The 26,483-nt window shown below is 51.8% G+C and carries 10 protein-coding genes; all 10 read left to right on the top strand.

Going from position 1 to position 26,483, the window contains the following annotated elements:
* Positions 1-49 precede the first annotated feature (49 nt).
* The 10 genes from B5M42_RS14785 to B5M42_RS14740 all read left to right on the top strand — a co-directional run bounded on the left by B5M42_RS14785 (position 50) and on the right by B5M42_RS14740 (position 26,475).
* Complete coding sequence (locus B5M42_RS14785) at positions 50-1,702, top strand: glutamine--tRNA ligase/YqeY domain fusion protein (RefSeq protein ID WP_134749871.1); 1,653 nt, start codon at positions 50-52, stop codon at positions 1,700-1,702.
* 459 nt (positions 1,703-2,161) lie between these two features.
* Positions 2,162-2,887, top strand: a complete 726-nt coding sequence (locus B5M42_RS14780; RefSeq protein ID WP_230632920.1) for a hypothetical protein — start codon at positions 2,162-2,164, stop codon at positions 2,885-2,887.
* Positions 2,888-3,001: 114 nt separating this feature from the next.
* A complete protein-coding gene (locus B5M42_RS14775; protein ID WP_134749869.1) occupies positions 3,002-3,526 on the top strand; it encodes a CBO0543 family protein in 525 nt (174 codons plus the stop codon).
* A gap of 141 nt (positions 3,527-3,667) precedes the next feature.
* On the top strand, positions 3,668-4,513 hold the full coding sequence (locus B5M42_RS14770; RefSeq protein WP_134749867.1) for a DUF72 domain-containing protein: 846 nt from the start codon (positions 3,668-3,670) through the stop codon (positions 4,511-4,513).
* Between the two features lie 670 nt (positions 4,514-5,183).
* Positions 5,184-5,915: a hypothetical protein gene (locus B5M42_RS14765; RefSeq protein WP_134749865.1), complete on the top strand. Its 732-nt coding sequence runs from the start codon at positions 5,184-5,186 to the stop codon at positions 5,913-5,915.
* 256 nt (positions 5,916-6,171) lie between these two features.
* Complete coding sequence (locus B5M42_RS14760; RefSeq protein ID WP_134749863.1) at positions 6,172-17,412, top strand: RCC1 domain-containing protein; 11,241 nt, start codon at positions 6,172-6,174, stop codon at positions 17,410-17,412.
* A 242-nt stretch (positions 17,413-17,654) separates the two neighbouring features.
* Positions 17,655-19,397: a sensor histidine kinase gene (locus B5M42_RS14755; RefSeq protein WP_134749861.1), complete on the top strand. Its 1,743-nt coding sequence runs from the start codon at positions 17,655-17,657 to the stop codon at positions 19,395-19,397.
* Between the two features lie 179 nt (positions 19,398-19,576).
* Entirely contained in the window at positions 19,577-21,310 is a 1,734-nt protein-coding gene (locus B5M42_RS25575; RefSeq protein ID WP_134749859.1) for a sensor histidine kinase, read from the top strand.
* A 163-nt stretch (positions 21,311-21,473) separates the two neighbouring features.
* Positions 21,474-23,966 (top strand): trypsin-like peptidase domain-containing protein, encoded by a 2,493-nt coding sequence (locus B5M42_RS14745; protein WP_134749857.1) that lies wholly within the window; start codon positions 21,474-21,476, stop codon positions 23,964-23,966.
* Positions 23,967-24,273: 307 nt separating this feature from the next.
* Complete coding sequence (locus tag B5M42_RS14740; RefSeq protein WP_134749855.1) at positions 24,274-26,475, top strand: diguanylate cyclase domain-containing protein; 2,202 nt, start codon at positions 24,274-24,276, stop codon at positions 26,473-26,475.
* The last annotated feature ends 8 nt before the right edge of the window (positions 26,476-26,483 follow it).

The raw sequence follows: 26,483 nt of genomic DNA, 5'->3' as shown, positions 1-26,483 counted from the left end.
TGATAGAAAATAAAACTTCAATCCGAGGGAGACAGAAAGGCTGGGAGCAATGGAAACGAAAGGCATTCCATCGAATTTCATTAAAAACATTGTAATCGAAGATCTTGAATCGGGCAAAGTCAGCCAGATTGTCACCCGATTTCCCCCGGAGCCGAACGGATATCTGCATATCGGGCATGCCAAGTCGATTTGTCTGAATTTCGAGCTGGCCGACGAGTTCAAAGGGCTGACGAATCTGCGTTTTGACGACACGAACCCGGTGAAGGAAGACACGGAATATGTAGAGTCGATCAAAGCCGACGTTGCCTGGCTTGGTTTCGAATGGGACGGCTTGTTTTTCGCCTCCGATTATTTTGAAGAGATGTATAACCGGGCCGTTGTGCTGATCAAGAAAGGGCTGGCGTATGTCGACGATCAGACGGCGGAGCAAATCCGCGAGACGCGCGGCACGCTGACCGAGCCGGGCAAGGAAAGTCCGAGCCGCAGCCGCAGCGTCGAGGAGAATCTCGACCTGTTCGCCCGTATGCGAGCCGGGGAATTCAAGGACGGCGAGCGCGTGCTCCGCGCCAAAATCGACATGGGTTCGCCGAACATCAACATGCGCGATCCGGTCATTTACCGCGTCGTTCACGCCCATCACCATAATACGGGCGACACTTGGTGCATATACCCGATGTACGCGTTCGCCCATCCGCTGGAAGACGCCATCGAAGGCGTCACGCATTCGATCTGCACGCTGGAGTTCGAGGATCAGCGCCCGTTCTACGACTGGGTGATCCGTGAGTGCGAGATGCCGAACGTGCCTCGTCAGTATGAGTTTGCCCGTTTGAATCTGACCAATACCGTTATGAGCAAAAGAAAGCTCAAGCTGCTCGTCGACGAGCAGGCGGTGGACGGCTGGGATGATCCGCGGATGCCGACGATTTCCGGCTTGCGGCGCCGGGGCTATACGCCGGAAGCGATTCGCGCCTTCGCGCGCGAGATCGGCGTAGCCAAAAGCAACAGCACCGTCGACGCGCGGATGCTTGACCATTTTATCCGTGAGGATCTCAAGCTCAAGGCGCTGCGCACGATGGGCGTGCTGAACCCGCTCAAGGTCGTGATCACGAACTACCCGGAAGGGCAAACCGAGCTGCTGGAGGCCGAGAACAACTCCGAGAATCCAGAGATGGGCAGCCGGCAAATATCGTTCTCGCGCGAGATTTACATTGAACGCGACGATTTTATGGAGAACCCGCCGAACAAATATTTCCGGCTGTTCCCAGGCAACGAGGTACGCCTCAAGCATGCGTATTTCATCAAATGCCACGACTTCATCAAGGATGCCGAGGGCAACGTCGTCGAGCTGCACTGCACCTACGATCCCGAGACGAAGAGCGGCAGCGGCTTCACCGGACGCAAGGTCAAAGGCACGATCCACTGGGTCGATGCCAGCAGCGCCGTGCCGGCCGAATTCCGCCTGTACGAGCCGCTCATTCTCGACAACGAGGGCGAAGACGGCGCTTCGTTCCTGGAGAATCTGAACCCGAACTCGCTGGAGATCGTGCAGGGCTTTGTCGAAGACAACATGAAGACGGCGCAGCCGCATGACAAGTTCCAATTTTTCCGCCACGGCTATTTCAATGTGGACCCGAAATATACGACCCCGGAGAAGCTGGTTTTCAATCTGATTGTGTCGCTGAAAAGCTCGTTTGAAATCTAATCTCACGGCAAGCAAAAACCCCTTCGCAGCAACGGTGACCCGTTAGCGGCGGAGGGGTTTGTTCGTTCTATATGCGGCTGTTATCTGAATAGTAAAACCAACCCGGAAACCAGCATAACGACCGCTTCGATAATCGTCCATGTACGGCTCGTTCCTTCCACCATATGATCCTCGGTCATGACGCGCCACCCGCTTTCCTGTGAACTGAAAAGCCCTTGCTGATCCTGAGATAAGCGTCTCCAGTTTGCCGGTCGACAATTCCAACCTGAGTAACGTGTTTGCTGCTGTTGGTGTGTACTTAATCATATTCGCCGCGGCTTGTCCGATTCCTTTGCTTTCCGGGCGCTTGTTCTATAAAATTTCCTGATTTGCAAGCATGGTTTTGTTTATATAACATTCACCTTTTTGGGCTTGCGGCAATAATCTGGCAGTATCAACGTTCAGCAGGGAGGAACTGCCATGAACCGATATGCCGGAAAAAAACGCGCCGCCCGCGCGTCCACTTGCACCCTCAAATCAGCCGCGCAACGTTCGGCTAGAAAAGCTGCGACTAGTGGAGCCGCCGTCCGCCGCCGGGCAAGCGCTGCGCCCCGCCAATCGCGGGCGGCAGCGGCGGAGAAGCGCCCGCAAAGCCGCGTACCGACCGGGGCCATGCTGCGCAAGGTCGCTGCGCTGATGCTGCCGTTCTACGCCAAAATCGCCGCCAATCGCACCTACGCTGCGGCTTGGGCGCGCGCGGTGCGCGAAGCGGATCTCAGCGCAATGGAGAAGCTTTTGCGCACCGTCCTTCCGCCGCGTCAGCCGCTGGCCGGCCTGGCTACGAACGGCATCGGATATTTTATCGACATCCCGTTCCCGAAGCCCGTCTACCTGTACACGAACGCGACTTCGCTGCGTCCTGGTCAGGTGCAGTTTACGTTCAGCGCCAGCATTCACCGGCAGATTGCTGCAGCCGTGCTGCCGTTCTATCGCGAGCTGGCGGGCAATCCGCGTTATGCGGCACAGTTGGCTGTCGCGATTCGCCGCGGTCGCCGTATTCTGGCGGAGAAGCTCGTTCGTAGCTTGGTAACGACGCGCAGGCTCAAGTCCGTCCAGTTGGAATGGTCCGGGGTGCTGCTGGGATTCCAATACCCGTCCAGCCCTTATGTGTACTACAATGAGCTGTTTCGCGAGTATGTGAAGTAGCCGGCTGTACAGCATGTAAAAGCTTTGTCTCATTTCTTGCGCAATATGGAATCGGGTTATAGCAGATGGGGGATGATACCAGATACGACATGAACATAGTTAAGGGGAATTGCCGTGCATTTAACGATCGCCCTGTTTGTTATTGCCGTTGCTTGGAAGTGGGGGGACTGGAAGCAATGGCAGCGGTATCACACGGCCATGCTGTATATGGCCGTGTGCAATTTGGCGTACAGCCTGCTCTGCTCGGGCCACTATCTCTGGAAGATGGTTCCGGACGGCTGGCTGGGCGATAAGCTGACGGAGCTGGTGTATACCTTTGTGACGTTTCCGGGTACGGTGCTGCTCTTTCTGACGCATTACCCGGATATGCGCCCTTGGCACGGCAAGGTGCTCTATGTGGGTAAATGGGTTATGACGTATGCGGCGTTTGAGCTGATTCTGCTGTTTACGGATCATATCGACTATCGCTATGGCTGGTCGCTGGGCTGGTCGATTTTGTTCGACTGCATCATGTTTCCGATGCTGCGTTTGTTTTATGTGCGGCCGTTGGCGGCGTATGCGATCTCGGCGGGTATTTGCGCCTTGCTGCTGCGGCTGTTTGATATTCCGATGCATCTGCCGCTCGCTTTATGGGAGTGAAGTGCGGCCCAAGCCCCCGGGCACAGCAGCCCCCGTCGTAATGGCTCCAATTCTTTCCCGGCCCGCTTTCTGTTATGATACAAGTAACGAAGCGGTAGGAGAACGGAAAGCCGGCGCGAAGGCCGGACGGGAGGTGCTGATGTGATTGAGATCGGATTAACCGGGTGGGGCGACCATGACGGGCTTTATCGTGCAAGGGTCAAGCCGGGGGACAAGCTGCGGGCGTACAGCAGCCATTTCCCGGTTGTTGAGGTGGATTCGTCGTTTTATGCCGTGCAGCCGGAGCGCAACTTTCGCAAGTGGCTGGAGGAGACGCCGCCAGGCTTCGGCTTTGTGGTCAAAGCGTATCAGGGGATGACGGGGCATTTGCGCGGGGAGAATCCGTTCGCCGATACGGACGCAATGTATGCGGCCTTTTTGGCGTCGATTGGTCCTGTACGGGCCGCCGGCAAGCTGCGGGCGGTGCTATTCCAGTATCCGCCGTGGTTCGAATGCGACAGAGACGCCGTAGCGGCGCTGCGCGAGGCCAAGGCACGGATGGGCGACGTGCCCGTAGCGCTGGAGTTCCGCCATCAGAGCTGGTTCGCGCCGGCCATGCGCGAGCGCACGCTGGCGTTCATGGAGCGCGAGGGCTGGATGCACAGCATTTGCGACGAGCCGCAGGCCGGGGCCGGCTCTGTGCCGATCGTCCTGCAGTCGACGCATCCCGAGCTGGCGATTGTGCGATTCCACGGGCGCAACGTCGGCGGCTGGAATCAAGGCGGAGCGGCGAATTGGCGCGATGTGCGTTATTTGTACCGCTACAACCGCGAGGAGCTGCTGGAGTGGAAGGAGCGACTGGAGCAGCTGCGCAAGCAGGTAAAGCGCATTCTGGTTATCTTCAACAACAATTCCGGCGGCGATGCCGCTGACAACGCCAAGCAGCTGATGGGGCTGCTCGGGCTCTCCGAGGACGGGCTGGCTCCGCGCCAGCTGGATTTGTTCTGATTGAAGGGTTAGCCTTTCTTGTCGTGCGGCTGCGAGGATGAACAAGCAATTTATCAAGAACGTATAAAACTCTTGGCTAAATGGGAGATGATTCAGGAGATGCTGGAGTCGAAGTGGAACTCAGATTCGCACTATTTAGGAGCACGAAGTGAAGGCGAAGACAACGTCATACAGCCGCATTGGCAGAAGGAAGAACAACTTTGAAAGAGAGTTTGTCGGGAAATAGAGTGCCCCGCTATCTTCTCAGCAAGTTTACGCCTGTCAAGCAACACTAGCTGAAGGTAACCACTTGCACGCCGAGGATACCACAGCTCAAAAGAGCGAAAACCTGATCCACAGAGACTTCAGCGTCTTAGCTCCCAGAAAAGGTGGCATCGAATATCACCGAAGCCCTTCCGCGTTACTGGATTGTTTAACGAAGAGATCGTGGGTCCCAACTATTTATCGCGAAAGAATTCACGAGCAGACTGGTAACGAGAGTGTGTTTCAAACTGCACTTCTTTTGACAACTCCAGGGTGCATCTTTTGGCACGCTCATTAAGTAATTAAAAACATAGCGATAAAGCTCCCTATATTCACATTATGATACTAGCACGAATGAATCCGATAATCTCACTTACTTATATGAACAATTTCTAAATTCGTAAAGAAGATGATAGGTGGTGTCTTGTTGAAAAAGTTAGTCGTACTAATGACCCTGATATTTTTGACTGGATGTGGACCGGAGCATCCGATAGCAGCAGAAACGCAATTGAAGATACAACAAGCGGTAGATGAGGTACTCAAAAGAAATATGAGTGAAGATTTCCAAATTGACTACATGCGGGCTGATGAAGATGTGCATCCAATGATAGGAAAAAGAAGCCAAACAGAACCGAATATAATTCATGTATATGTGTCACCCAAACGAAAAAAAACAATCAAATCTCACCTAATTGTAGCTTCGACTAATGATGTATTTTCTATTTCCGCTTTAGATTTATCGTTATATCAATTATGGGTTGATGTTTTTGAATCAGATGCTAAAGATGATTATGAACGAAAAATCAAAATGTATCTACCTAATTCATTTATTAATCTGAGCATATCAGACGACTCGAAAAGTTACCGAACCGACGTATCAGGAAAGTTTACACTGTATAGTGATTTTATAAAAGACAATCACTCGCGTTTTTATCCAAACATCACTATATTTTGCGATATTAAACCTAATTCACTGAAAACAAGTATCCAAAATTTCTATAATGCATTGAAATATTTGGAATCAATAGATTATTCTTGGGGGGGGATGCGGATTAATTTCTATGAAAAAGGAAAATCAATACCTGAGACCATCACAATTTCATCTGATGATTATCATGGAATTATGTCTCCCACTGACTTGGAGAAATTTATAAAGTAATCTTGCGTAATTATTGCGTGTTTGTACCGAAATTCGCCCAAAGACGCAAAAAAAATTGCGTCATGATGCACCGATATTTCGTTTTTTTTCCATATTTAATCAGTATAATTAGGCTGGAGGAATTATCCTTTTGTGAGAAAGTATCATAAATTCCTTAAAAAATAAGCTGCTGAGGGGGAATTGACCAGTACAGAAAAATCCAGTGTTGAAGAAAGTATCTAGACAAAATTTAGGAAGGTTGGAAGGCGGAAGACACATGCTCATTAGAAGGCTAACAATGCTCTTTCTATCGTTACTATTAGTAGGCAACAGCTTTTATTCCGTTTTGGGAGAAAGCTTATATGCCGATGCTCCGACATTGAATGCCTCCGAAGCCTCCTCAGCGCCTGAAGCGCCGCTTCCGGACAATGGGTCAGCGGGCACAAATATAGAGGATATTAAGGAGCAAGTGCTCCAAGGGCCGTCAGGACAAGCGCAAAGTCAGATTCCCTTCGAATCTGCAGCCTCCGTTGCTGACAATGTCTACAATACCGTTGTAGATGCAACCTATGGAACCAACGTTGTAGAAGAAGCGAAAGCCAAGTATATTATCAGTTTTACCACCTTGGCAGACAAGCAAAACACCAAAACGCGGTTTATAGGTAAAAATAAAAAGAAAATGTATAAAATCAAAAAGGAATTCAGGAATCTGCCCACACAGGTTGCCGAGCTAACTCCCACCGAATTGCGGGAATTGCAAAGTTACCCTGGTATTAAAAGCGTAGAACTTGACCAAAAGGCCAAGCTTCTGGACATACCTGATGCTTATGCAGAGCCTGCTTCGCTGGCCTATGAAGCCCTGCAGGGAGAACAGCTCCGTGCGGCCGGAATAACGGGCAGCGGGATCAAGATCGCCTTGATCGATTCCGGAGTTTCCTCAAATCACCCTGATTTGCATATTGCCGGCGGTACGTCTTTTCTCGGCAGCAGCTATGAGGATGATCAAGGACATGGTACCCAGATTGCCGGGATTATCAATGGACAACTCAATGGCTTTGGCATCAAAGGACTAGCCCCTGACGCAGAGCTGTATGCGATCAAAGTTTTTGATTCTCAGGGCAACGGTTCGTACAGCGACATTATTGCCGCCATTGACTGGGCGATCGATAACCATATGCAAATTATCAATATGAGCTTTGGGGGCCAAATAAATAGTGAGGCTCTGCAAAATGCGCTTAAAGAAGCTCAAAACGCGGGGATTTTGGTCTTTGCCGCTGCGGGTAACGACGGAGCGGAACGCATTGATTTTCCTGCGCAGTATCCGACGGCAGTAGCGGTGGGGGCACTGGATGAAAATTTAACCCGCTCCTCATTTTCAAATTTCGGCGACAAACTGGAGCTTGTAGCACCGGGACAAAATATTTATACGACATCATTGAATGGAGCCTATCGCAGTGTTTCAGGCACCTCGTTCGCAACGGCGTTTGCTGTAGCTTCAGCAGCGGATGTTTGGTCTAGTCACCTGGAATGGACGGCACAGCAGGTCAGATTGTCTTTACTGAACTCTGCCGAAAGCCTGGGGGAAAAGAAGGATTTTGGCTACGGCGTTATTAATCCGCTGGCAGCGAGTAAAGAACAGTACGGTCGACAGGTCTCTATCGATGTGGATGGAACCGTTAGCGGCGCTGTATACGGCGATTTTTTTGCCAAGTTATCCTATACGAATCGCATTCCTGCAGGTGGAATCGATGCTGCCTATCCTTACGTGCTTACGCAGGGTCAATACCAGACCTTTTCCGTTGTAACGGAAGATGCGATTGTTGATTACTATACCGGTATTTTTGATGCCAACAATATGAAAATTGCCGGAGAACACATAACTCCCTCCAATGGAGCGGCGACCATCCCGCAAGGCTCAACCATTCAAGCTTCGTGGATCACGGATGCAACTACTGCTCCAGGGACTTACAAAGTGAAGCTGGCTCCTTGCTTCATAAATGCCGGGGGCAATTATGGGTGTGCGGAGGCCTCTTCCATCTATTGGTATGTGAAAGTCGATGCGCCTCAGGCACCGGATACGATCCCTCCGGCAGTCAATCCGCAATTGTCCACCGGTCCATATTTTGTAGGCAACTCGTATAACTTGCTTCCGCGGGCTACTGACAACCTCGGGGTTAGCTCGGTGGACATTCAAATTAAATACGGCAGTCAAAGTAGCAATTTGCAAAATGCTAGTTCAGTCCGAGTAACGGGAACGAATCCGTTTGCTTGGGTCCCTGCCAGCAGCGGGTGGTATTCCTTTACGGTCAAAGCAACCGATACGTCGGGAAATGTATCGGCACCCATTACCGTAGGCCCCGTTCAAGTGGTCGAGGACGCCGGGCCGGACATCGATCCCTTGACTTATACGGTCGATACGGGGAATAGCCCTCAAGAATACGATAAATTAACGATCAGCGCCAACGCTCATGACTTGAACCAAGTAAAGAGCATGAGCTTGAGCTACAAGTACGATTCGATGCAGCAGCCGGTGTTGCTGCAGACGGTAACGAATACAGGCACTGCGCAGCAATCGGTAAGCTTTTCGCCGTTTAAGGCCGATTTGGGCATGGGCTATTATACGTTTATCGTCAAAGCCTATGATGAAAGCAACCATGTATCCGAGCGCAGCATGGCTATATATGTGAACAAGGATACTACAGCTCCGGTGATTGACCAGACCAGTTTTTCTATCAGCTACGGCAGTGTACTCGAGCAATATAAAGATGCCGTCATTCATATCCAAGCTGCTGACAAAGGGACTGTAAAAAGGGTTGAATACTACTATCAACGTCAGCAATCGAACGGATCCTGGGGAGACAACATCTGGTTTGCCAGCGCGACCAATAGCTCCAGCAGCTTCAGCAAAAATGTAACGTGGACTCCGCAGCAATACGGCTATTACCGTATTGTCATCGTCGCCTACGACCAGAACGAAAACGCATCGAGCTACGTGCCGGGCATATCCTATTGGGTCAGTCAGGAGAAAACGGCTCCGACGACGACTTTGACTTACGATACCTCCGTGGCCAAAATTGTCAATCGCGATATTCCACTTATGTTCACGGCCGCCGACAAGTCAGGGATCTCGAAAATTACGATTAAGGTCTACCGCCAGGACAGTCAGGACAATTACGATTACGCGCATCCGGAGGTTTTTCAACTGGATGGAAGCAAAACTTCCATGCTGTACAGAGGGTACTCGAAGGGATGGTACGAAGCCACCATTACAGCGGAAGATTATAACGGCAATAATTCAGTTGAAGCAACCGCCGAATCAGTGATTTATTTCTATATCGCCAGACCGACTGTTGTGTTTGTACCGGGCTTGATGTCGTCGGAACTCTATTTAGGCAACGCTAAAGTATGGCCTCCGGTGGATTTTGATAGTTTGAAATTTAAAGATATTCAAGATCATGCTTATTACCCTGCTCAGGAATATTTAACGTTAAAATCGCTGTTAATTACTACAGCGTTGTCTCAAGCGGCAGCAAGCTTAACATTAAAGTCCGACGGGACATCGTTGTTGAACATCAAAGCGACGAAAATCGTGCGTGACTTTGCGGGCGATACCACACAAGGGGATTTTATCGATTATTTAAAAGGTAACGGTATTGATGTAGTTGAGGCCCCATACGATTGGCGTCTGGATTTAGGGGGAACCGTCGTTCAATCCAGTATCGACCAAGCTGTCAAAGAAGCTATGAGCGATAAATATTCACATGGGGAACCAATTTCGATCCTAACGCACAGTTTAGGAGCATTGCCTACCCGTAAATATTTGATCGATCATTACAATGATCCTTCACTGCATGTGGAGTCATTATTGAGTGTAGCTCCTCCTTCGTTAGGCAGCCTTCTGTCCATTAAAGGATTGGAGGAAGGGGACGATTTGGGAACATTAAAGTCCTCAGGCGTCCCTGAGGTGCTGGTTCCTTTTGTAAACCAGTATTTCTTGAGCAAGTTTATGCATAATATGACATCCATCTATGAACTGTTGCCGACGTCGAAATACATTTATGCGTATTCCGATGTCCCTGAGTTTGGGAATACTTACCTCGATTATACGAAAATATCTACGAAAGGCGTTTCTGAGATTGTAGCTAATTCTTATCCAAGCACAATGTCGTACATCCATGATAATTTTAACGCAGTTTTGTACAGCAAGGCTCAGGCTTTTAGAAATCAGATTGAGGGGCAAAACATCAATCCTGCGATTAGCCAATATCGGTTCGTTGGTTATGATGCGGATAGTCCAACTGATTTTATTAAAATGATTAAAACAACAAAAACGTCGTTACAAGTCCCGACTCCTCTGACGCCACTGCTTTCGGTCGAGGACCACTATAAATACCAAATGGGTTACGGAGATAGCGTGGTTCCATACAGGTCGGCAGCGGCTGATCTTGATTCAAATACCAGACAAACCTATTATGCCAACAAGTATTATCATATGGATATTTTATACAATAAACATTGGGCGGGCAGTTCCCTTTATAGTGATTATACGCAGATCATCTACAATAATCGACCAGCGGAAGATCCTAACTTCACTAATCTAGGAAACTGGCAGTTCCTAAGTAAGAGGAGTCAAGTAGTTACTTTTAATTGTCCTGTCACCGTGTCCGTATACGACGATGAGAATCATTTTGCGGGATTCGTCGCCGGGGGCTTTTTCCTCAATGATATTCCAGGGCTCACTTATAAAGTTCTGGGACAAACCAAGGTGGTGGTGGTGCCGTCAGGGCTGAACGTCCATTTTAAGGTTGAAGGATACGACATGGGAACGATGGACATCGATTTTGACCGATACGAGGGAGAAACCCCGCAGACCACTAATCTTCTCTATGATATCGGTGTCAAAGACGGGACGAAATTAGAGTTCGACTTTAATCCCGACAATCCGGATAATCACATGTTAAATCTGAATTATGATTACGAGGGCAATGGAACGATCCAAGTGCTGCATCCGTCGGCCACTATGCCGTTCGCGGACTCTATTAACGATAACGAAGCGCCTGTTACAGTGGCTTCCTTACCGACTAATTCGTGGATCGGAGAGAGCACACCGATTGCTTTATCGGCCAACGATACGCAAAGCGGCGTTCTGAAAACTTTTTACCAGATCGATGATGGTCCTTTGACGGTTTATGCGGCACCGTTTACGATTCAAACGCAAGGAAATCACGTTGTCAGCTACTTCTCTCAGGATAATTTCGGTCACTTGGAGACCGAGCAAACATTGAGTTTGAGGGTCGATACGGAAGCCCCTGCGCAACCGTCTGTCACGCTGAGCACCTACGATTGGAGCAATTCGCAGATTGTCTTCTCTGTACTGGATGGCATCGACGCTATGAGCGGGGTCGCCAAATCGCAATATAAAATAGGTGCGAACGGGGAATGGCAAGATTATAGCTCGCCGGTTCCGTGGCGCGAAGAAGGCATTACGACGCTATATTCGAGGACGGTAGACCTTGTAGGCCATATCGGTCAAGAGGTTTCCATTGAGCTGAAAATTGACAAAACGCCGCCGGAGCACCCGGTTATTCATCCAGACCCGATTTCCTGGACTCAATCAGGCTCGTTTACCGTTACACCTGGGGCGGAGACACTAAGCGGAATCAGGTTGAGTCAATATAAGCTCGATGAGGGCGGCGAATGGACTGATTATACCAGCGCGGTAACTGTCGATCAGGAAGGAATTCATCACATTTACGCCAGAACGATCGATTATGCGGGGAATATAAGCAGCACGGCAGAGGCTCTTCTCAAAATTGATAAAACCCCGCCGTCTGTTCCGCAAAGGTTGAAGATGATCGCCAAGGATGCAACAAGTGTGACGGTATCTTGGAATGCATCCGAGGACAATTTGTCCTCCGTTGCATACGACATTTTTGTAGACGAGCAGATGTCCGGAAGCACGAGTACCCTTACGTTTAAAGCTATACATCTGAAACCCAATGTGTATCATGTGATAGAAGTAAGAGCCAGAGATGAAGCAGGCAACTTATCTTCAACGAGCAGGCGGGTTTCGATTCTGACGAACAACCCGCTGGTTTCGGGCAGCAATCATACGCTGCAGGTGAAGGCTGATGGCAGTGTATGGGCCTGGGGGCTCAATACAAAGGGGCAACTTGGTAATGGATTGGTTAACGGCATCCAGTCTACGGCCACTCAGGTTTCTAATTTATCGAATATCGTAGCTGTTGCCGCAGGAGAGAGCCACAGTCTGGCACTTCAGGGCGATGGCACTGTCTGGGCGTGGGGTGGCAATTCGGAGGGAGCATTAGGGGATGGAACGACAACGGATCGGGCGGTTCCGATGCAAGTGGTCGGCCTGCCGTCTGCAGTAGCTATTTCCGCTGGAGGTACATACAGCCTTGCTTTGGCAACGGACGGAAGCGTCTGGGCATGGGGCGGCAAATCGCATAGTTACTATGATAATGGCTTGGGCTCCTTGACTCCAATTAAGCTTACTCACTTTGGGCAAGACAACGTGGGTGTTTCGTCTAGCTTGACCGCCTATGTAGTAAAAAGTGACGGAAACGTATGGTTCTGGAATAATGGTGTGGAACAGGCGCCGATCGATCATGTGGTTCTTGTAGATTCTAGCTCTTCGCATAGGCTGGCTCTGAAAGACGATGGGACTGTATGGGCTTGGGGTGCCAATGAAGTAGGACAATTGGGCAACGGAACGGCATCGTATACGCCGTCTGCTACCCCAGGTCCGGTTATCGGCCTTTCTCAAATAACAAGCATGACGGCTGCCAACAGAAAGAGCATTGCTTTGAAAAGCGATGGAACCGTTTGGGAGTTTGGCGTCACGCTTTCTGAAATCGTTGATGGGGTACTCTACTACGTAGATGGCAGCTTGCCTTTACAAAAACCAGGCATTCAGGGCAGTGCAGTAGCTGGTGGCAATAATTTTGTTGCCGTTGTTACTGAGAACTCGACCGTACAGTCGTGGGGATGGAATGATAAAGGCCAGCTTGGAGATGGCGTTGGCCAAGCCAGCAGCATTCCGGTGCAGCTCAAAAGCAATGCGGCAGCGCGCGTGGAACTGGATGGTCAGACCAATAACGAAGCAGCTCCAGAATTGATGCAAGTTCCTTCTGCGAGATTGTCGTGGAAGCAATTGGACGATTATAAGACAACTTTCTCTACCTACCAGGTTGAGATTCGTGATGACTTGGGAAATCTGCTCTATGATAGCGGGCAGCAGTTCGAAGGCTCTGATTCGGCAAGCCGGCAGATTATGCTTAATACGTCAACGCTGCCGCTTAATCACAAGCTTCAAGCAAGGGTCAGGGTATCTGACGGTTTGATCGTATCTTCATGGTCTGAAGTCAAGTGGCTGAAAATCACCGGAACAGGTTTGGGGAAAGTCGCAGCGGGAACAGACCATACCTTGTTTGTCGACTCGACGGGCTCCGTCCAAGCTTGGGGAAGCAACGCTTACGGGCAAATTGGCGACGGTACGACAGGCTCGATGAAAAAAGTTGCAGTTACTGTACCTGGTCTGGCTTCCGTGATTCAAGTCGCGGCAGGCGACGGCTATAGTCTGGCTCTGAAAACTGACGGGACCGTATGGGCTTGGGGGCAGAATGGGCAAGGACAACTAGGAGATGGAACGACAATTAACCGCAGCGCTCCTGTTCAAATTTCTGCTCTGCACGACGTAGCTGCCGTGTCCGCAGGGAAAAACTTCAGCTTGGCCTTGCTGCAAGACGGGACAATCCGCATATGGGGACGCTATGTGCCGGGAAGCAATACGCTTATGCCACAAGTGTTCTCAAGCGCAGGTTCGAATAACGTTGCGATCAGCATGACAGACGAATATGGCCTTTTCCTGAAAACCGATGGAACGGTATGGGGGAACAAGGCACTGGCAGATACGAACATCATGAAGCTCCCGATCGATCAAGTGCGGCAAATCAGCGCAAGCGGCAGCAAAATTGTGGCTTTAAAACGGGATGGAACGGTTTGGATTCTTGATCAGCGGGTTCAGGATATTTACGGATTCACCGAAAATCCTGTTCTTGTTCAAGGCCTCGACCATGTCGATCTTGTTGCGACTGACGGCAATCGCCATGCAGCACTCCGTTCTGACGGAACCGTATGGGAGTGGGGTGTCATCACAAGCTATTGTGCGCCAACAGCTTGTTCCTCCGGTACTATGGTAACAGTTCCTATTCAACGTATCGGTGTCACTAACATTGTGAACCTCTCTGCCAGCAGAGATAGGGTCACTGCACTGAAATCCGATGGAAGTGTCTGGTCTTGGGGCATGAACGATTACGGACAATTGGGTAACGATACTGCCATAAACAGCAGCGAGCCGGTGCGGTTGACCTTGTTTTTACCGCCGCAGGTTTCGTTGAATGGATTATCGGCGGATCGTCAAAGCCCGGCTGCTTTCACAGGTGTTCCGGTCATTAATTGGAGTCAGACGGCTGTAAATGGCGGTACGGTGTTTACAGCCTTCCAGGTACAGGTATTCAACGAAACTGGGGATCTGCTGCTTGATTCCGGGATAATGGCTCAGGATACGAGCGCTGGCAGCGGTTCATGGACGCTGAGTGCGATTCCTGCGCAAAATCCAGTGATGCAAGTTCGCGTTCGCGTGCAAAATCAAACCGGTTGGTCGGCATGGTCGAGCAGCGGCTGGCTGAACATCACCAATCGCAAGCCGGAAGTTTCGCTTGAAACACCAAAAGGCTCTGCAGCGGCGCCAACCATGTTTACCGATCTGTTCCCTGTAGTGTTGTGGAATCAGCTCGATGACGAGCAAACGGTCTTTACTGCGTATCAGGTTCAGGTATGGAATGAAACGAACACGATGGTTTTGGACACAGGCGCAATCAATGGCAATTTTACAGGCACTACCAAGAGCTGGAGACCATCTTCGGTGCTCCCTCAATCCGTTAAGCTGAAGGTGATGGTCAGGGTATCGGACGGACTGGACTGGTCCGAGTGGTCAAGCCCCGGATGGATGACCATCAAGCCTGCTATCATCAATGATTTCCCGGTAGTGGGCGGAAGTTCACACAGCCTGCAACTGCGAGCTGATGGCACCGTATGGGGCTGGGGAGATAATTCGTTCGGGCAATTAGGAACCGCAGCCGTTCCAACACAGACTACCGCTGTTCCTATTACGGGACTAAGCGCTATCGCGGCTGTGTCGGCTGGAGGAGGATTTAGCGTTGCCGTTAAGAATGACGGTACAGTTTGGGCATGGGGTTATAATGCTTCAGGCGAACTGGGAGACGGAACCTATGCCAATAGATCCGTACCTGTGCAGGTTAAGGATATCAGCAATAATAATTTGACTAATGTAATCAGCATTTCTTCCGGAAGCTACCATACACTGGCTCTTAAGAGCGATGGTACGGTTTGGGCGTGGGGTTATAATAACGCTGGACAAATAGGCAGTGGCAATGATCCGGGAGGGATGTTCCCTCGGGCTATACAGGTGTCCAATCTCAGTGGAATCGTTCGCATTGCGGCGGGTGGAAGCCATAGTTTGGCTCTCAAAGGGGATGGAACCGTCTGGGGGTGGGGAGAAGGAACGCAAGGGCAACTGGGGAACGGCAATAATTCGAGCAGTCGCGTTCCTGTCCAAATTTCCGGAATCTCGCAAATTAAAGCAATCGCTGCCGCTCCTTCTGGTTCTCATAGCTTAGCTCTGAAGACCGATGGAACCGTTTGGGCATGGGGCTCTAACAACTTCGGACAACTTGGCAATAACTCCAGCGTAGACAGCCGCGTTCCGATTCAGGTCACGTCTCTTGCTAACATAGCTCTTGTTGCGGCCGGAGGCAATTATAGTCTAGCTTTGAAAAATGATGGTACAGTGTGGGTATGGGGAAATAATAGCCTTGGCTCGCTTGGCGATGGCACGACTTCCCATAGATATACGCCAGTGCCTGTATCCGGCTTGTCCAACATCAGAAGCATTTCCGGTGGCGGCAGTCACAGCTTAGCCTTATCTGGTGCAGGGAATTTGTACGCCTGGGGTTACAATGCCAATGGGCAGGTGGGCAACGGAACTGTAGCAAATGTATTTTCTCCGGTCATGGTTAAAGCGAATGTAGCACCAGCAGTATCCTTGATTTCACCGAGTGGCTCACAAGCTGCGCCAACTAGTGTTTCTGTGGCCAAGCCGACCGTTTCATGGTCGCAGACAGACGATGTGGGCACCGTGTTTTCGGCCTCCCAAATTCAGATTCTTAACGAAGCCGGAACCACTGTACTTGTAGACACTACTGTAAATCAAAACACTACTGCAGGGACGGGCAATTGGACGGCAGCTGGGGATCTGCCGGCCAGCCAGAATCTTCAGGTAAGAGTCAGAGTCAACGATGGCAGTACGTGGTCGGCATGGTCAACGGCGGCATGGTTCAAAATTACGCTTGCGCTAACTGGCGGTCCGATGCTGTCGGGGGGCGATGCGCATACCCTTCAATTAAAAGCCGATGGAACCGTTTGGTCTTGGGGAGACAACCTCTACGGACAGCTGGGGGATGGCACGACCACTGCTAAAACAAGGCCCGCACAAATCCCGAATTTAACCTCAATCGTGGCGATTTCCGCAGGCAACTATCACAGCATCGCGCTAAAAAACGATGGAACAGTTTGGTCATGGGGCTATAATACCACGGGAAACTTGGGAGACGGGACGACAACGAACCGCAAAACGCCTGTGATGGTTTCGGGCTTAACCAATGTCATCGCGATTGCTGCATCAGGATCCCACAATCTAGCGCTAAAGAGCGACGGAACCCTATGGTCTTGGGGTAGCAACAGTAATGGTCAGTTGGGCATAGGTGCAAGCAGCGGCTATCGTGTGGTGCCTACGCAGATCACAACATTATCAGGGGTTGCTAAAATAGCTGCCGGAAGTCTTCACAGTCTGGCCGTTATGAACGACGGTACCGTCAAAGTCTGGGGCGACGGATCGTACGGTCAGTTAGGCAGAGGAAGCACAAGTAGTAGCAGCACCCCGGTTACAGTTACAGGTCTAAGCGGCATTGTAAGCATCACTGCAGGAAGTTACCACAGTGTTGCTTTGAAAAATGACAGTACAGTTTGGACGTGGGGGCAGAATACGTATGGTCAATTAGGGAACGGCACAGGCGTAAGCTCTAGCGTATTGCCAGTTCAAGCTACTCTCACGGGTATTTCCAAAATTGAATCGGGTGCGCTTCATACGTTAGCGTTAAAAAACGACGGAACTGTTTGGGCTTGGGGCTATGGAGCATCCGGTCAGGTCGGAAACGGGACTAGCGGATATTACAATATTAAATATGCTCCGGTCCAAGTATCGACGATTTCTTCTATTGTTGATTTTAGCGCAGGCGGCAGTTTCAATGTCGCCAGTAAGAGCGACGGAACCTTATGGTCGTGGGGAGCAAACGACAGCGGCCAATTGGGAGACGGCTCCAAAACCATGCGTGTAACGCCAGTGCAAATTAACTAAACAGTGGTCGGTGTAATTTCCTTTAAAGCGGCCTGCGACGCTACCACGTTACAGGCTGCTTTAAAGGACTTTTTTGTGAAGGCCTATAACTTATTCAAGCTCTATAATCATGTAGTTTTCGCGCTGAAACGTGATAGAATAGAAGCACCGGGCCTGCAAATGAACGAGGCTGCAAGGAGGGTGCGATCATCAATAACTTCAAAAAAATTTCTATCATACTGGTATCAGCGCTTGTAGCGCTGTTGATCGTCAACAATACGTTTTATTATATGATCAGCAAGGAAACGCTGGAGGAAAAGGTCGTCGACAACATGGTAACGGAAGCCCGGCAGATCCATGTGTCGCTGCTGCGGACCAAGGAGGGCGAGCGTTTTGTCGAGCGTCTGGTTGGGGAACGTCTGCGTTCGGACGGCATTGCGATTCAGGCCCATCTGGATCCCGACGTCGAGCAGGTCAGCAATGAGCAGCTGGATGAGCTGGCGGCGAAGCTGAATCTGAAGGCGATTACGTTATTGAAAAAAACAGATGACAACATCACGTTATATAAATCGTCTTATCGGGATGAAATCGGTCTCAGCACGAAGTCCTGGGGCCTGTGGTATCAGGCGTTCCAGGAGCTGTTCGCCAGCAATAACGTCAGCAAGCTCCAGTGGGGGCAAAGCCTGCCGAATTTTTGGAGCGGGCCTTATTCCGTCTCCGATACGAATGTCAAGGAAGTCAATAAATACGGCTATTACTACGACGGTTCGACCAACTATCTGATTAATCCATTTATCAACGATCAAACGTTCCGCGACTACGATAAGGAGGTTGGCATTCAAGCGATTATTCAGGACACGAAGCGGACCAATCCGACGATTCTGGAAATCAGCGGGATCAATGCAACTACCTTTGGCCAAGCGCAAATGGAAGTGACCAACGAGCGGGGACAGACGTGGACGCCGCGCTATTATATTCCGATTTTTTTCGGCTCCTACGATTATGTCAACGTCGATCCCGACCGGCAGCACATCCGCAAGGCGCTCGACACGAAGAAGCCTTCCAGCTACGATGCCATCGTGAACGGCAAGCACGTGTTCAAGACGTTTATTCCGGTATTTACCGAAAGCAATCTGGACGAGCTGGGCACGGTCGAGAACGCGGACGCCGCCAGAACGCTGCAAACGATCAATTATTATGTCATCGGTATTACGTCGGACTATGAATTTATTCAAAGCGAATTGAACCATACGCTGCTCCAGCTGTCGCTGCTGATTTTGCTGGTTACGATTTTTTGCGTCGGGATCATGGTGCTGCTGAATTATTTGTTTACCAAATCAAAGGACCAGGCCGTCAGCGCCACGCAGGCGACGTATATTGAGGAAATGAACAATCTGTTCCGCAGCATTCGCGGTCAGCGGCACGATTTTCTCAATCATGTCAGTACGATTCATGCGCTCTTGGAGCTGGGAGACATTCGTGAGCTGAAGCGCTATACCGAGGAAATGATCGGCGACGTCAAGAAGATTGAAGATATTATCGAGATCGGTCAGCCGGCGGTTGCGGCGCTGGTGCAGACGAAGATCGTGCTGGCGGAAAGCCAGAATATCCGGTTCACTCATGAATTTCACGACTTGTCGCGATTCCCTTCGGGGGTCAAGTCGGTCGACGTGGTGCGGATCATCGGCAATCTGGTCGACAATGCCTTTGACGAAGTGATCAAGCTGCCGCAGGAAGAGCGGCGTGTTGAGCTGCGGGGCTGGATCGAGGACCGGATGCTGCGGATTACGGTAAGCAATCCCGGCTATTTGAGCGAGGAGCAGATCGGACGGATTTTTGAGCCCGGCTACTCCTCCAAGAGCAGGAGCGACCATTCCGGTCTGGGGCTATCGATCACCAAGGACATTTTGCATAAATACAAGGGCCGCATCCATGTGGAAAGCGCAGAGGGCGTCAAGTTTCAGGTGGCGATTCCGCTGCAAGCATCGGTGCACAAGGCGAGCTGAATGGCGCGCTGGGGCGCGCGGCGGCCAATAATGATGAGGGAGCCGGCAGCGGCTCTTTTTTTTCGCCGGAAGTCAGAATTCCTTATAGGGTTTTTGTAGAAAACATGATAGAATAAAGGATATTGTAAGTCTTATCATACATTCGGAAAGCGGAGCGCTTGGCGGGGAGGGCAGGCACGGTGGGGAAGTACAAGCGTATATCGGTCGTTTTAATTCTGGCTTTGATCGCGTTGCTGGTCGTGAATAATGTTTTTTATTACTGGGTCAGCAAGCATACGCTGGAGAAAAAAATGATGGATACGATGGCCACGGAGGCGCTGCAGGTTCACGCGTCGCTCCTGCGGACCATTCAGGGCGAGCAGTTCGTCGAGCGGCTGGTGGGCGAGCGGCTGCGCTCGGATAGCGTGGCTGCCCAGGCCGAGCTGGGTCCGGATATTCGCCGGATCAGCAACACTCAGTTGGAAGCGCTGGCGGACAAGCTGCAAATCAACGGGATTGTACTCATGCCTAGCGACCGCGGAGAGCTGGCGGTGGACAAGTCGTCGACGCCCGGGCAGATCGGCATGAAGATGAAGGACCAGGGGATCGTGGAGAAGGCGCTGCATGAGCTGCTGCAGTTGAGGGATATCGTTTCCTTCAATTGGGGGCAGCGGCTAGAGCATTTCTGGTCGCCACCTTACGAGGGCTGGGATCCTGGCGGAGCTATGGAGAAGCACGGATATTTCTATGACGGCAGCACGAATTATATCACTGGCCCGTATATTAACGACGCCGTATTTCTGGATTACCAGAAGCAGCTTGGCATTAATGCGATTATTTCCGGGATTCGGACAACGAATCCGACGATTCTCGAAATCAGCGGCATTAATCCCTCCACCTTCGGCAACTCGCGGGACGCAACCCTGAGTCAATACATGCCGTCCTACTGGCCGCGTCAGATTTTGCCCGTGTTTTTCGGCTCGTATGATTACGCGAACCGGACGATGGACGAGGGGATTGTGGATGAGGTGCTGCGTACCCGCAAGCCGGTCAGCTATGACGCTTTATTAAACGGCAAGCACGTCTTCAAGACGTTTCTGCCGGTCAAGGCGGACGAGCTGAACGACATCGGCTTTGGCATCGACACCTATGTTATTGCCATTACGACTGATTACGGGCAGATTCAAAGCGAGCTGGACGAGACGATGCTGCAGCTGCTGTTGATTATCATTGTGGCGACGTGCTTTTGCATTGCGGTCATGTTCGTTCTGAATTATTCGTTTGCCAAGTCGCAGGACAAAGCGGTCAGCGATACGCAAGCGACCTACGTTGACGAGCTGAATACGCTGTTTCGCAGCATTCGCGGCCAACGGCACGATTTCATTAATCATGTCAGCACGATTCATGCGCTTGTTGAGCTGGGGCAAATCAACGAGCTGAAGAACTATACGGAGGAGATGATCGGCGATGTGAGAAGCATCGGCGATCTCATCCAGATCGGTGAACCGGCGGTTGCGGCGCTGGTGCAAAGCAAGGTGATGCGCGCGGAGAACGAGAACATCCGGTTTGTCCATCATTTTGAGGAGCTGCCTGCGTTTCCGCCGGGAGCCAAGTCGGTCGATCTGGTGCGGCTGATCGGCAGTCTGGTCGATACGGCCTTCGGAGAAGCAGCGAGAGTGCGTCCCGAGCAGCGGTACGTCGAGCTGCGCTGCTGGCTGGAGCAGCAGCTGCTGCATGTTGCCGTGACGAGCCCTGACGGCGGAAAGGACGCGCCTGGTACCGCTTCCTCCAGCAGCGTCACGCAACGGTCCGTTGGCGCGGACATAGCCGTAGCCAGCGAAATTGCAGCAAAGTATAAGGGCCGGATTCAAGCGGACGCCAACGGCGCGGGCATTCGGCTCCATGCGGCGATTCCGCTTGAGCCTGCGGGGTAGTGGCAGCCGAGCGGGAAGCTTTTTTCGAGCGCTATCCAATATATTCCAATAGGCAATATGTGGAAAAGATTTCGTTGTTTCCCCGGAGAAGATATGCTAGATTCAAGCTATCGTTATTTTTTCAATAGGCTTTCATAGGTAGGTAGAAGAGAGGAAGACGAAGATGATCACTAGACAAACCAAACCGAACAGCTTGAGCAGAATGTTCCTTTCCCTGATTGCAGCGATGCTGTTAGCCAGCTGGGTAGGGGGCGTATCGGCTTATGCAGCGGATGCCGCTTCCAGCGTTCCGGACGTTGTGTCCCGGACTACTCCGTCCGTCGTGGCGATTATCGGCAAGCCGACATCCAGCGAGAACAAGAATTGGGAGAAAAACCGATACAATCTGGCGCACGGAACGGGCGTCGTATATCAGTCCAATGGCGTTATCATTACGAATGCACACGTCGTCAAGGACATGAAGAATATTGTGGTTGTGACGTCGGACGGCAAGTCTTACAGCGGCCGGACGACGAACATCGATGAGGAGAGCGATCTGGCGCTGGTCAAAATCGAAGCCACTGGCCTGCAGACGGCCAAGCTGGCCGAATCCGGCGATATCAAGGTCGGCGAGACGGTAGCGGCGATTGGCACGCCGATTTCATTTGCGCTGCGCAACTCCGTCACCACGGGAATTGTCAGCGGTCTGGAACGGGCTGTTAACTCCCAGTACCAGCTGATTCAAACCGATGCCGCGATCAATCCCGGCAACAGCGGCGGAGCGCTGGTGAATATGAAGGGTGAGGTCATCGGGATCAACACGATGAAGTATGCCGATTTTGGCGTGGAAAATCTCGGGTTCGCGATTCCGATCGATACAGTGAAATATGTACTGCGTCATTTTGAGCTGTACGGCAAGGTGAAACGTCCCTACCTCGGACTGGAGCTGGAGGAAAGCTGGGAAGCGGTTGTGGGGCTGCCAAGCACGGAAGGCCTGCAGGTAGCTTACGTCGAGCCGGATTCTCCTGCGGCCAAAGCGGGCATCAAGCAGGGCGATACGCTGGAGATGCTCGGCAGCAGCAGCACGCGGACGCTGGTCGATTATAACGAAGCGATGAAGAAATATTTGCCGGGCGAGACGGTCGGTCTGACGCTGAAATCGAACGGCGCGACCGTTACGACGCAAATTACGCTGGGTGAAGCGGAGAGTAAGGACGCCGATCTGGTCTCGACCGACGATGGCTCCAGTCTGGACGCGGACCGCGGCAAAACGCACATCGGCGACAGCCACTTCGGCTGGTCGATGAAATATCCGTCCGGTCTGGTCAAAGCGTCGCAGTCAGCGGACGGCGACACGGCCAGCTTCATTGACGCCAAGGGCGAATTCACGCTGTCGATCAGCGTAGCCAGCAATCAAAGCAAGCTGACGCCTTCGGCGCTGTTGAACAAAATCGGCGCGGACAACAACGATTACGACGGTAAAATGGTGCTGGAGCGCCAATATGTCAAGGACGAGCAGCCGTATGCCAAGATCGTCAGCAAGTCGGGCGACAGCTACAAGCAGACGCGCGGCTACCAGAAGGACGGCAAGCTCTACACCGTCTCGCTGAACGTGGACAAGGAGAGCTATGGCTCCTCGTTGAAGCAGAACATTTTGCTGGACCTGCTCGACAGCTTCCAGTTGAAATTCGACGCGGACGATGAGTCGTTGAAGGATATCTCCGTGTTCTCGGACGGCAATACGACCTATACCGACGAATACGGCGTTTCGCTGGACCTGCCTGCGGGCTGGGAGCGGGACAGCTACGGCACCGAGTCGATGTATGCCAATGACGACTATACGCAAGCGGTGTGGGTGCAGGTTACTTCGGCTTCTTCCGGCGACACGCTTGACGCTTGGGTCAAACGCGATCTCAAGACGGTGACGGACAGCTATGTAAGCAAATATTTGAAGATCGGCAAGGTGAAGGAGCTGACGCTCGACGGCGTGCCTGCGCGCATGGTCGAAGTATCGCACACGTTCGGTGACAGCAAATGGAGCACCAGTGTTGCTTTCTATTTCATCAAGGATAAATATAAATACGGCATTACCGTCAGCTATGACGACGAAGACAAAGACGGGATCGACGCAGTGATCGAAGCGCTCCAGAATTCCGTCAATGTCGACAAGGACCACGTGGACGCCGAGCTCGGCTTTATTCAGGACATGGACGAGCTGCTTGACCCGGACAGTACGATTGAATATGTGAATAAGACGTATGGGTATTCGCTGAACGTGCCGGAAACGTGGACGAGCGGCTACAGCTATGGGGACAAGGATCCGGAGAGCAAGGTTTTCTATTTTACCGGCGGATCGCTGACGGTAACGGCGGACGACGATTTGAGCTTCGAGGACGCTGTGAAGAAGGAAGATGAGTTCGAAGAGAAAAGTCATAACAACGACAAGGATTATACCTACAAGGCTACAGATGTCGAGCTGTTCGGCGTGAAGGCGAAAAAATACGTCGTTCATTATTCGAGCCGTAAAATTCCTTATCAGAACACGGTTTACGTCTTCAACCATGACGGCGTATCCTACAATGTGGAGCTGAATATCGACGAAGCGGTCAGAACCGAAGCGAACGAATCGCGATTGAACAAAACCTTCGAGTCGTTTGAATTTGTGAAGAAACCGTAACCGCAATATGGCAAGCTATAGAAGTCCGGTGAACAAGTGGCCGGAGAGTCGATAGGGAGTTGGAACAGCGTCAGCGGTCGCCTTTGTAGACGGATTTTCACCCCAAAGGGGGTCATTCCATCGGAAAATCCGGCTACAACAGCGAGTGGAAACCGCTATCGACCGGAGGACACAGGTTTTTCACCGGACTTATAGAGGGGGCAGCAAATCTGAAAGGATTTCGCTGCCCTTTCGTTCTTTGATCTGGAGGACTTCGGACAGCGATTAGCGAATTAAGAAGCATCTGGAAAACTCGGGGGGAGCTTACGTGCGCAAAGCATACAAAATTGGTGTCATCTCTCCATATCTTGACGGTTATTATTTCGGCAATCTGATGTACGGGATTCATCTGGAGGCGCAGGCTCGCGGTGCGCAGGTGCTGGCGATTCAGACCAGTCCCGATCTGATCGAAAAGACGGAATACCGTATGCTGCTTGCCAAGCAGCCGGTTGACGGCTGGATAAATATATTGGACGGCGTGACGGATACGTTTTTCAGCGAATTGAATCCGGATAACAAGCCTTTTGTTTGCATAGGCCGCAAGCACGATGCCCCGCAAGGAACGTTCATTACCTCAGACGGCTACAACGGCGTCAAGCAGTTGACCCGGCATTTGCTGGAGCATGGCTACCGACGTATTGCGTTTGCCGGGATGCTGCACCGTCAGCTGGATATCGAGCGGCGCTACCAAGGGTATTTGGCGGCGATTCACGAATACGGCGATGCCGGTATGGAAGCCCATGTGCTGGAAATTCCCAACAACATTCAGGAAGGCGGAAGGGAAGGCGCCTACAGGCTGCTGGAGCTGAAGATGCCCTACGACGCGATTGTTGCCGCCACCGATCTTAATGCTTTGGGAATCATCGAGGTGCTGCAGCAGGCGGGATACCGTATACCGGAGGATATTGCCGTATGCGGCTTTGACGATATCAATATTGCCGTGACGCTGCAGCCGCCGCTGACGACTGTACGTCAGGATATCGAGCGCATGGGCAGAGTGAGCGGGCAGGTGCTGTTCGAGAAGCTGGAGGGGCGTTTTCGCGGTCAAGAGGCCGTGCTGGTCGACACGGAAACGGTCATTCGCCGCTCGTGCGGCTGCGCGTTTGATCCCGATGAGGCGCGCGTGCCGGCGAACGAACGAGAGCTGCAAAGCTTTATGCAGGAAATCAGCACCAGCGTCTATGAGATGGGCATACGTGTCAGGTACAGCCTGATCAGCGTGACCTCCGACCGCGACGAAAGTTTGCAGTGGCTCAGCTCCACGCATTTTCATTCCGGCGTACTTGCCCTGTGGTCGCGCTCCGATTGCCGGGAGCTGACGATCAAGGAGGTGTTCGGCACGCGCGTGCCGGCTTCGCTGCTCGGCCGGACGATGCTCGCCGAGCAGTTCCCGTCCCCGGAAATCACCGATGCGTACACGATCGGTGAGGATGTGCTTACGCTGCATTTGCTGCAAACGAGCGACCGGCAGATTGGGGTGCTGGCGCTGGTCGGTCCGATTGAAAAGCATCGGATTACATATGGATACGATTACATTCGTACCTGCTTCAATCTGCTCGCATCGACGATGGAGCGGCGGGCGCTGGCGCAGGAGCTGCGGCGTTCGGAGGCGAAATACCGCGATTATTTTAATCATACGCCGGTTATGATTGCTGTGACGGACCCGCAAATGCGGATTCTCGACGTGAATCCGTTTTTCCTGGAGCAGACCGGATACGTCGGGGAGGAGCTGCTCGGCCGATCGTTCTTGCAGCTGCTGGCGCCGACTTCGCGCGAGGCTTTTGAGCAAACGGTGCTGCAGGAGCTGGGCAAGGAGCAGTTTGTCGATAATCTGGAGCTGCAGCTTGTGCAGGCGGACGGACGTCTGATGGAAGGGCTTGTGAATTCGCGGATGATTGAAGAGGCCGATCAAGGTCCGACTCACGTATATGTCACCGTGCGGGATATTACGCAGCGCAAGCAATATGAAGAGCAGATCAAGAGCTATGCGTTTACCGACAGTCTGACGGGCTTGTCCAATCGCTTGGGGATGGACGGATTTTTGCAGGAAGCGATGCGCAAGGCCGATACGCTGGGCACGCAGATTGCGGTTCTATTCATCGATCTGGACAAATTCAAGCAGGTCAACGATACGTATGGGCATGAAGCGGGCGACCGGCTGCTGCAGCATGTAGCCGCGGCGCTGCAGGAGCAGGTGGGCGCCAACGATTTGGCGGCGAGACTAGGCGGCGACGAATTTATTCTCGCGTTCCCCGGCGTGACGGGGATGGAGCAGGCGAGAGCCATCGGCCACAGCGTTGCTCAGGCGCTGCGCAAGCCGCTTTTGCTGCAGGAGATGAGCCTGTCGATTCAAGCCAGCGTAGGCATCAGCTTGTATCCTGATGACGGTCGAACGGCTGAGGAGCTGTTGAAAAAAGCCGATTTGGCCATGTATCATGTCAAGCTGGCCAATCAGGCGAGTCGGCATTGAACCGAAAG

This window comes from Paenibacillus athensensis, from assembly GCF_004514475.2.
GTDB lineage: Bacteria > Bacillota > Bacilli > Paenibacillales > NBRC-103111 > Paenibacillus_AL > Paenibacillus_AL athensensis.
The sequence above is the reverse complement of the archived record's forward strand: the minus strand, read 5'-3'. Positions and strand labels throughout refer to the sequence as shown.